The organism is Protofrankia sp. CiP1_Cm_nod1, from assembly GCF_920888515.1.
In the GTDB taxonomy this organism is placed as follows: domain Bacteria; phylum Actinomycetota; class Actinomycetes; order Frankiales; family Frankiaceae; genus Protofrankia.
On the sequence record NZ_CAKKTM010000468.1, the window covers coordinates 8,281 to 18,474 of the forward strand.

Sequence of the window (10,194 nt, forward strand, 5' to 3'; positions counted from 1 at the left end):
GGACGACGCAAACGGCGGCGCGGCCACCTGCCCGCGCCGCCGTTCCGGCAGACCACCGAGAAGAAGCCCGTGTCGATTCATTCCGACAGCGGGCCGGTAAAGCCAAGATTGTGGACACCGGACCGGGAGCCGGGAACTTCGTTCACTTTCGTCTGCCTAGGGGCCGCTTTGAACATGGCCGAGGCCTGCCACTGACAGCAGCTTCCGAACTCGCGGCCCGACGAAAGAATCGAGCTGGGCTCCCCTTCGGGTCGATGAGTATCGAACCATGTCCGCCTCCTGCGATCTCGACAGCTTCGAGCGGCTCGGGGACACCCTGGGAGTCAACACCCAGCCCATAGTGATCGACGGATTGGTCCGCTATTCCGAAGACGAACGACACGCGGAACTCAGAAACAAAGATCTGTGGATCGCGGGGACCTCACGGTCGTCAACGAGCACGACGCGGCGGCCTGGTTTCAATCCGGCTCGGATTTGTAGATCGCGGGGACGCACCAAGGCCCGCACGATCGAGCAGTTCGGGTTTCAATCCGGCTCGGATTTGTAGATCGCGGGGACACCTGAAAGGGCCAGACGCTCCGTGCGTCAACGTTTCAATCCGGCTCGGATTTGTAGATCACGGGGACCCCGGAACTCCTACGGACTCGTGGGCAGCTCCTTGTTTCAATCCGGCTCGGATTTGTAGATCGCGGGGACACGGGATCGCTGGGTGAAGCCCAGGCGGCGGTGTTTCAATCCGGCTCGGATTTGTAGATCGCGGGGACACTACGTTGCATCTCGCCCTCGATAGGTCAAAGTTTCAATCCGGCTCGGATTTGTAGATCGCGGGGACCCCATCCCGGGCGCGCCCAACTACCGCGGGAGTTTCAATCCGGCTCGGATTTGTAGATCGCGGGGACCTCGTCATCCGATGGAGGGACGTGAAGTCCTACGTTTCAATCCGGCTCGGATTTGTAGATCGCGGGGACCGCCATGGGTCTCAGCCTGCCGGGTGTCTTCGGTTTCAATCCGGCTCGGATTTGTAGATCGCGGGGACTGGTGCCATCTTCTGGCTAGACCTCAGCCTGGGCGTGTTTCAATCCGGCTCGGATTTGTAGATCGCGGGGACGAGTCCATCGTCAACGCGATGGTCATGCTCCTGGCGTTTCAATCCGGCTCGGATTTGTAGATCGCGGGGACATCCTTGACGTGAGCAAAGTCTCGCTGGCCGAGTTTCAATCCGGCTCGGATTTGTAGATCGCGGGGACCGCTGTCCGAATTGTACCCCGTCTGAGCTGGGGGTTTGCAAGATCCAACCACAACCTCCTTTTGAAGATCTTTTGGATCATAGTGAGATGATCTAAAAATTCTGTGTCGTTGCAGGTCAGGATGCATGTCGATCTCTCACCACAACCTCCCGGGTTCGTCGGCGTGTCGGAGGTTGTGGTAGATGATCTCCCTGGGGCACGCGTCTGTCCGTCCGGATCGGGTGCCGGGGACCCTCCGGTGCCGGATCCGGACAGACCGATGGAGCGCATGCCGATGGTGGCACCTCCGCGACTTCGCTTCGACAGCCGTGGCGTGGCCATCCCCGTAAGCACCTCCACGACCGACACGGACGACTCCCATGATCCCACCGCCGTCCCCTTCCCGGATACCACCATGCCCGGAGCGGCGCCGGCCTGTCCGCACCTCATGGAAACCACACGAGGAGGTGGCGATGGCCCGCAGCATCCGTATCAACGGCATCGACGTCCCCGTTATCAACGGTGATCTGATGCCGATCGTCGTCGACACCGACGTGATGCTGGCCAGGCGGAAGATGTCCGTGGGCGAGCTCGCGGACCGCGTAGGGATCACGCCCGCCAACCTGGCGGTACTCAAGAACGGCCGCGCCAGGGCGGTGCGCTTCGCGACGCTCGCCGCGCTCCGCGAGGTGCTCAGGTGCCAGCCGGGCGACCTGCTGCGCTGGGAGGCCGAGGACGCCACGGACGGACGACGTGCCCCAGGGCGGGCGTGAAAACGCCTGGCACCACCGGCCCGTGACACGGCACATGGACCGCATGGACGTGGATCGCCGATCACCCGCAGCACCGTCCCGGCCCCGTTGGGTAGATTCAGATTGACCTGCACCGCACCGTCCTGGTCGGCGATCGCGGCCTGCGAACGTGCCCCAGCACCGCGAACCCCCGTCCTTCCAGCGCGCAACGGCGGGGGTTCGTCGTTGGGCTGGCAGCCAGGGCTTCGCCGTAGTCGCTTGACGCCCGCGTGGCGATCTGTCAGTTCAACGGAGTTCTGGGCACGTGACCGGCACGGGGTTCACCGGTGGTTCACGGGCCGGACGATGGCATGCGGCCGGCGTGCGGCCGGGCCCGCGGCGGGCCGTCCGGCCGTGCGGCGCAACGGGGGGCGAGCTTGCACTCACCCACCTCGAGTGCTAAACAGGAGCTGGCACTCACCCGCTTCGAGTGCCAGGGCTGAGCGACGAGGCCACCAGGCCGTCCGTCGCGGGCGTCGTCTTGGCCAGGCCATTGAACAGCCATTCCCCTGGGAGGACCACGACACCATGCCGAAGATCATTGCCTTCGATGAGGAGGCACGGCGCGGCCTGGAGCGCGGCATGAACCAGTTGGCCGACGCCGTGAAGGTCACACTCGGCCCGAAGGGCCGCAACGTCGTTCTGGAGAAGAAGTGGGGCGTCCCCACGATCACCAACGACGGTGTGAGCATCGCCAAGGAGATCGAGCTCGAGGACCCGTACGAGAAGATCGGTGCGGAGCTCGTCAAGGAAGTAGCGAAGAAGACCAACGACGTCGCCGGTGACGGTACCACCACCGCGACGATCCTCGCCCAGGCACTGGTCCGCGAGGGTCTGCGCAACGTGGCGGCCGGCGCCAACCCGCTGGGCCTGAAGAAGGGCATCGAGGTCGCGGTCGAGCGCGTCTCCGAGGAGCTCTCCAAGCAGGCCAAGGAGGTCGAGACCAAGGAGCAGATCGCCTCCACGGCGTCCATCTCCGCGGGCGACCCCGCGATCGGCGCGCTCATCGCCGAGGCACTGGACAAGGTCGGCAAGGAAGGCGTCGTCACCGTCGAGGAGAGCAACACCTTCGGCCTCGAGCTCGAGCTCACCGAGGGTATGCGCTTCGACAAGGGCTACATCTCGCCGTACTTCGTCACCGACGCCGACCGCCAGGAAGCCGTCCTCGACGACCCGTACATCCTCATCGTCAACAGCAAGATCTCGGCGGTCAAGGACCTGCTCCCGCTGCTGGAGAAGGTCATGCAGGCCGGCAAGCCGCTGGCGATCATCGCCGAGGACGTCGAGGGCGAGGCCCTGGCCACCCTGGTCGTCAACAAGATCCGTGGCACCTTCAAGAGCGTCGCGGTGAAGGCCCCCGGCTTCGGCGACCGCCGCAAGGCCCTGCTCGGTGACATCGCCATCCTCACCGGTGGCCAGGTCATCTCCGAGGACGTCGGCCTGAAGCTGGAGAGCACCACGGTCGACCTGCTCGGCAAGGCCCGCAAGTTCGTCGTCACCAAGGACGAGACCACGATCGTCGAGGGCGCCGGCGACCCCGACCAGATCGCCGGCCGGGTCAACCAGATCCGCGCCGAGATCGAGAAGTCGGACTCCGACTACGACCGCGAGAAGCTGCAGGAGCGGCTGGCCAAGCTCGCCGGCGGTGTCGCGGTCATCAAGGTCGGTGCCGCCACCGAGGTCGAGCTCAAGGAGAAGAAGCACCGCATCGAGGACGCCGTCTCGAACGCGAAGGCCGCGGTCGAGGAGGGCATCGTCGCCGGTGGTGGCGTCGCGCTGCTCCAGGCGTCGGTCACCGCCTTCGAGAAGCTCGACCTCTCTGGTGACGAGGCCACCGGGGCGAACATCGTCCGCCTCGCCCTGGAGGCGCCGATCAAGCAGATCGCCTACAACAGCGGCCTTGAGGGCGGCGTCGTGGTCGACAAGGTCCGCCACCTGCCCGCCGGCCATGGCCTGAACGCGGCCACCGGCGAGTACGTCGACCTGATCGGCACCGGCATCATCGACCCGGCCAAGGTCACCCGTTCGGCGCTGCAGAACGCCGCGTCGATCGCCGGGCTGTTCCTCACCACCGAGGCCGTCATCGCCGACAAGCCGGAGAAGAACCCGGCCCCGGCCGTGCCCGGCGGCGGCGGCGACCTCGACTTCTGAGGCCCATCGCCTGCATTTCACGCAAAAAGGATAAAAAGGGGCGGTCCCAACGGCGGGGCCGCCCCTTTGCCATGCCCGCGTCATACCTACGTCATACCTGTGTCATACCTGTGTCACGCCTGCGCCGCGGGTGTCATCCGTCGTGTATGCGATGTCAACGGCGGTTGCGGCGGTTTGTCGAGCATGTCAGGCATACTCTCGTGAAGCGCCGGTTCCGGTGGGATTACCGCCACCATGGGCGCGCGGTGGGCCGCGGACAGCACCATGACCGGGAGTGTGTACGAGATGACCCAGACCACGCCGCCGGCCGGCTGGTACGCCGACCCGTCCGGCCAGCACGGCTTCCGCTACTGGGACGGCACCACCTGGACCGACCAGGTCAGCGACACGCCATCGGGGCAGCCAGGATCACCGGGCAAGGCGGCACCCACGCAGGGCTGGGGAACTCCACAGGGCTATCAGAACGCGCCGGTACAGACCAGCTACACACCGGACCGCATCCGGCGCCAGCTTTCCGAGCAGGCGGGCGTGCGACCCGTCCACGGCGGTGGCGGGACGCTTTTCACCGAACCGGTCCTGGTGGTCAACCAGAAGACCAAGCTCATCGAACTGACGAACGAATACGCCGTGTTCGACCAGGCCGGCAACCAGATCGGTTCGGTTGTCGAGATCGGCCAGAGCGCGTTGAAGAAAGCGGTGCGGTTCGTAAGCTCGCTCGACCAGTTCTTCACCCACCGGCTTGAGGTGCGCGACAGCGCCGGCGTGGCCCATCTGGTCCTCACCCGGCCGGCGAAGGTCTTCAGGTCACGTGTGATCGTCACCCGGCCGGACGGCTTCGAGATCGGCCAGATCGTCCAGCAGAACATCTTCGGTAAGATCCGTTTCGCGCTGGAGACCGGCGGGACGCCCATCGGGATGATCAAAACGGAGAACTGGCGGGCGTGGAACTTCTCGATCGTCGACCACAGCGGCACCGAGATCGCCCGGGTGACGAAGACCTGGGAGGGGCTGGCCCGCACCCTGTTCACCACCGCTGACAACTACGTCGTCCAGATCCACCGTCCGCTGACGGATCCGCTGCGCGGCCTGGTGGTCGCCTCCGCGCTCACCATAGACACCGCGCTCAAGCAGGACTCCCGCGGCCTCGGCTGACAGCGGCCCGGCGAAGAACATTTAGACAGTCTCCGGGTCACAAGGCACCATTACTGGCGTGCCCGCTCCCGGCTCCGCGACACGGTCGCTCCGTCCCGTCCTGACGCTGCCCGCCCCGCCGCTCACCGTGACGGACCTCGACGAGCTCGCGCTCGACCCGCGCTTCGAGCTCGTCGACGGGATGTTCGTGATCCGCCCGTGGCCGACGCCGCTGGAGGCCCGGGTGACCAAACGCCTGGTCCGGCTGCTCGTCGAGGCCACCCCGGCCGACATGCGCGTCCACACCCGTGACGTCAGCGTCCGGATCGAGCCGCGCAGCGAGGTCGTCCCCGACATCGTCGTGGCCGCGGCCGGTGACGACGACGACCGCCCGCAACGGATCACTAGCCTGCCGCTGCTGGTCGTCGAGGTCGCCGAGGCCGGCAGCCGCCGCTACGACCGGACGCTCAAGTTCGACCTCTACCGGGACCACGGCGTGCCCGACTGCTGGCTCGTCGACCCGGACGGCCCGCGGGTCGACGCCTACCGGCTCGTCGACGGCGCCTACATACCGCTGGGATCCGCGACCGGGGACGAGGAGCTGACGGTGACCACACCGGTACCCTGCACGATCATTCCGTCCACCCTCGTGGACCCACCAAACCCGGAGTGACCGTCGCCCGGCCGTTCGGGGCCGAACGGCCGGGCGCGGCTGGACGGCTACGCGGGGTCGGGGATGTCGTCGGCGTCCACGATCGTGTAGACGTAGCCCTGCTCGGTGAGGAAGCGCTGGCGGTGCGCGGCGTACTCCTGGTCGATCGTGTCCCGGGAGACCACGGTGTAGAAGTGCGCGCCCCGGCCGTCGGCCTTCGGGCGCAGCACCCGCCCGAGCCGCTGCGCCTCCTCCTGACGTGAGCCGAACGTGCCGCTGACCTGGATGGCGACCGCCGCCTCCGGAAGATCAATCGACACGTTCGCGACCTTGGAGACGACCAGCGTGCTGATCTCCCCCGACCGGAACGCCTCGAACAGGCGTTCGCGCTCCCGGTTGCGGGTCGACCCCTGGATGACCGGGGCGTCGAGCAGCTCGCCGAGCTGGTCGAGCTGGTCGAGGTAGGCGCCGATGACGAGCACCTGGTCGTCGGCGTGCCGCTGCACCAGCCGGCGCACCACCGCCCGTTTGCTGTAGGCGGTGGCGCACATGCGGTAACGTTCCTCGGCCTCGGCGACGGCGTAGGCCATCCGCTCGTCCTCGGTGAGGGTCACCCGCACCTCGGTGCACTCGGCCGGCGCGATCCAGCCCTGGGCCTCGATCTCGCGCCAGGGGGCGTCGTAGCGCTTGGGGCCGATCAGCGAGAAGACGTCGCCCTCCCGGCCGTCCTCGCGCACCAGGGTCGCGGTCAGGCCGAGCCGGCGGCGGGACTGGATGTCGGCGGTCATCCGGAAGACCGGCGCCGGCAGCAGGTGCACCTCGTCATAGACGATCAGCCCCCAGTCGCGGGCGCCGAACAGCTCCAGGTGCAGGTACTCGCCCTTGCGGCGGGCCGTCATCACCTGGTAAGTGGCGATGGTGACCGGACGGATCTCCTTGCGCTCGCCGGAGTACTCGCCGATCTCCTCCTCGGTGAGCGACGTGCGCTTGAGCAGCTCCGACCGCCACTGGCGGCCGGCGACGGTGTTGGTGACCAGGATCAGGGTGGTGGCGCGGGCGTGCGCCATGGCGGCGGCACCGACGATGGTCTTGCCCGCGCCGCTGGGCAGCACCACCACGCCCGAGCCGCCCTCCCAGAAACCCGCCACCGCGCCCTTCTGGTAGCTGCGCAGTTCCCAGCCGTCCTGGCGCAGCTCGATCGGGTGCGCCTCACCGTCGACGTAACCGGCGAGGTCCTCGGCCGGCCAGCCGATCTTCAGCAGTGCCTGCTTGAGCCGCCCCCGCTCGGACGGGTGCACCGCGACGCAGTCGTCGTCGAGGCGCTGCCCGAGCATCGGCGCGACCTTCTTCGACCGGACGACCTCGGTGAGCACCGCGCGGTCGACGGTGCGCAGCACCAGCCCGTGCACCGGGTCGTTCTCCAGCCGCAGCCGGCCGTAGCGGTCCATGGTGTCGGCGATGTCGACGAGCAGCGCGTGCGGAACGGCGTAGCGGGAGAACCGGACGAGCGCGTCGACGACCTGTTCGGCGTCGTGGCCGGCGGCCCGGGCGTTCCACAGCGCCAACGGGGTGATCCGGTAGGTGTGTATGTGCTCGGGTGAACGTTCCAGCTCCGCGAACGGCGCGATCACGGCCCGCGCGTTGCCGGCCAGCGGGTGATCGACTTCCAGTAGCAGGGTCTTGTCCGACTGGACGATCAACGGGCCGTCGGGCACGTCTCACCACCCTTCCGAGGTTTCCGAGGCTTCCGGGATTTCCGAGGTTCCCAGGGCTCCCGGAGTGCCCGCGGCGTCCGAGGGCTTCCAGGACGACGATGTCACGGCACTGCGTCAGGCGGACCGGCAGCCGGACCAGACCGGCCGGCAAGCGGGCACCGAGCGCGTCCGCCGATTCTCGCATGCTCGTCGACGGCCCCGGGGCGGGGCCGTCGTCACCGCCCGCGGCGGGCGCTGTCCGGGCGGTCCGGCCGCGCAGCGGCCCGGCCGCCGGCATCCGGTCATCGGGAGACTCCGGTGGCCACCGGGAAGCGGGGCGGGCCTGGCCGCTGTCAGGGCAGACCGGAAATGTCCTCCGCGTCAGCCGTCCGTGGATGCGCCTGGTCGGGCACGGCCGTCGGCACGCCGGCGGCGTCCATACCGGCGGTGTGCACGGCGTCCATACCGGCGGTGTGCACGGTGACAGTGTCCACGGCGATCGGGCTCACGGCCGCCGGCCCGACGCCGAGACCGGCTCGGGGGGCGGAAGCGGCCCTGAAACCGCCCATCCCGCCCGGCTCGTAGAGCCAGGGGTAGCTATTGATCTCACTGCCCGTGAGCGCGTCCTCCATATCGAGGACGCCGGTCACACGGTGTAACGCAAACCGCCGGGTCGAGGTGGTGCGCTGATCCCAGGCCGTGACCCAGCCGCCCTCGACGGTCAGCGGGCGGACCACCTGGTCACGGGGCGTCCCCTGCTGGTCGACGTATCCGAGCAGCACCCGGCGGCCCGCGCGGGCCGCCCCCTGCAGCGTCACCAGGATCAACGGCGCGGACCGGACCATCCCGTCGGCCCCGTCAGCCCCCGTGGCCAGCGAGCCGGCCGCGGCAGCGGCTGCCCGCGCCGTGCGGGCGCCCTCGTCCCCGCGGCGGATCATCCGCACCATGTCGCGCAGCTGCTCGTCACGGCCGCCCCGCGCCTGGGCACCGCCCGGCGGCCGCGGCCGGCCCGGTGTGCGGTGCGCCTCCGGCCGGCTGAGCACCACCCGCCCGTCGGGGCCCTCCCCCACCGGGGAGAAACCGGCGGCGCGCAGCCCGTCCAGCAGCTTGGGCATGGGCAGCGCGCTGATCACCACCGTCGGCGCGATCCGGCGCAGCCCCAGCGCCTGGGTCCGCCGGGAGGCGACCACCTCGGAGAGGACGGCGGTGTCGTCACAGCGCAGGTAGGACGCGGCCGGCCCCGCCCGCAGCCGCCCGTGCCGGCGAGCGACGTCGTCCACCAGGTAGTCCAGCGTCTGCGGTACGCCCCCGCGGGCCACCCGGGTGAGAAAGCCGCGGATGTCCTCGACGGTCCGCCCGGCGTCCAGCGCCCGCCGCAGGGACGACTCGGAGAACCGGTGGACCGTGGCCGCGCCCGCGGACTCGACGTCGGCCATCTGCGCCAGCTCGGCGGCGATCTCCGGCACCAGCGGGCCCGGCGCCACCGCGGTGAGGTCGGCCTGCACGAACAGCTCGCTGACCGGCTCGGGCAGCATCGGGCCGAGCGCCGCCGCCAGCTCGGAGCGGCTCACCCCCGCCCCGGCCTCGCCGCGGACCAGCGCCCACCCGGCGGCCGACAGCGCGCCCCGGCCGGTGAGGCCCAGCAGCTCCGCCTCGGCGAAGACCCAGTCGACCATCCTGTCCAGCAACGGCCCGCCGCGCCGTGGCATCCGCCAGGCGAGCAGTTCCCGCACCGAGGCGGGGGTGGGCGCGAGCCCGTGGGGCGCGGCGGCGAACGCGTCCAGCACGAGACGGCGCAGCTCCGGCGCGCTGCGCCGCCGCAGCTCCAGCGACAGCGCCGCGAGCTGGCGGCCTTTGTCGTCCCGCTCCCCCACCAGGCCGGGGACGTCCGGGGTGTGCAGCCACGCCTCGGCCAGGACGGCCCACCGCATGGCCGGGGTCTCCACGGACCACCGGTCGTAGGCCGTCGTGGGCATGATCTGGGTGTCCGTCCCGGTGGAGCCGTCGACCAGCCCGGCCGCGTAGGCGGTCTCGACGACCACCGCCGCCACCGTCTCGGTGACGTCGAGCAGCTTCGCGGTGGCGCGGAAGTCCCGGACGCTGAGACCGCCGGTGCGCAGCGGGGTGGGCGGGGCCTCTCCCCACGCCTCGAGCAGGGCCGTCACCAGGCGGATCAGCGTGCCGGCGGCAAGCGCGGCGGCGCCGTCGACCTGGCCGAGATCGATCTGCCGGCCGGTGAGCGCGGGCGGGTCGACGTGCAGCGTCCCCGCCGGCCGGTCGCCGCGCAGGGCCAGGCCCACCTCCCGGGGGAGCTCGACCGTCTCCTCGTCGACACCGACGAGCAGGCCGCGCGCGAGCAGTTCCTCCACCGGAGTACGGGCGTCGGAGGCGGCGAGCAGGCGCCCGGCGTCGCCGGTGTGCCCCAGCGCCGGCCCGGCGGCGAGCCGGTCGAGGATCTGGCGGGCCCGCGGGCCGCACTCCTCGACCAGCCTGGACACCCGCTCCCGCCCGGCCAGCACGGCGGCCAGCTCGTCGAGCAGGGCCGAGCC

The 10,194-nt window shown here is 69.6% G+C and carries 7 protein-coding genes and 1 CRISPR repeat array; of the genes, 5 read left to right on the forward strand and 2 right to left on the reverse strand.

Annotated elements, in window-relative coordinates:
* From NBX02_RS22255 to NBX02_RS22275, 5 genes are all read left to right on the forward strand, one after another.
* On the forward strand, window positions 1-195 hold a 195-nt coding region (locus tag NBX02_RS22255; protein WP_250292977.1), incomplete at its 5' end, for a hypothetical protein.
* Between the two features lie 260 nt (window positions 196-455).
* Window positions 456-1,247: direct repeats of the CRISPR family, unit length 36 nt; unit sequence GTTTCAATCCGGCTCGGATTTGTAGATCGCGGGGAC.
* Window positions 1,248-1,756: 509 nt separating this feature from the next.
* Window positions 1,757-1,999 (forward strand): helix-turn-helix domain-containing protein, encoded by a 243-nt coding sequence (locus NBX02_RS22260; protein ID WP_250292984.1) that lies wholly within the window; start codon window positions 1,757-1,759, stop codon window positions 1,997-1,999.
* 546 nt (window positions 2,000-2,545) lie between these two features.
* A complete protein-coding gene (gene groL / locus NBX02_RS22265) occupies window positions 2,546-4,168 on the forward strand; it encodes a chaperonin GroEL (protein WP_250285413.1) in 1,623 nt (540 codons plus the stop codon).
* Between the two features lie 285 nt (window positions 4,169-4,453).
* Window positions 4,454-5,320, forward strand: coding sequence for a phospholipid scramblase-related protein (locus NBX02_RS22270; RefSeq protein WP_250285420.1), 867 nt, complete (start codon window positions 4,454-4,456; stop codon window positions 5,318-5,320).
* A 58-nt stretch (window positions 5,321-5,378) separates the two neighbouring features.
* Window positions 5,379-5,972: a Uma2 family endonuclease gene (locus NBX02_RS22275; RefSeq protein WP_250285414.1), complete on the forward strand. Its 594-nt coding sequence runs from the start codon at window positions 5,379-5,381 to the stop codon at window positions 5,970-5,972.
* 47 nt (window positions 5,973-6,019) lie between these two features.
* Here the strand turns inward: NBX02_RS22275 and NBX02_RS22280 are convergent, their stop codons facing one another.
* Both NBX02_RS22280 and NBX02_RS22285 read right to left on the reverse strand, forming a co-directional pair.
* On the reverse strand, window positions 6,020-7,666 hold the full coding sequence (locus tag NBX02_RS22280) for a DNA repair helicase XPB (protein ID WP_250285415.1): 1,647 nt from the start codon (window positions 7,664-7,666) through the stop codon (window positions 6,020-6,022).
* Window positions 7,667-7,998: 332 nt separating this feature from the next.
* Window positions 7,999-10,194, reverse strand: a 2,196-nt coding sequence (locus NBX02_RS22285; RefSeq protein WP_250292979.1) for a helicase-associated domain-containing protein, incomplete at its 5' end; no start/stop codon positions are given.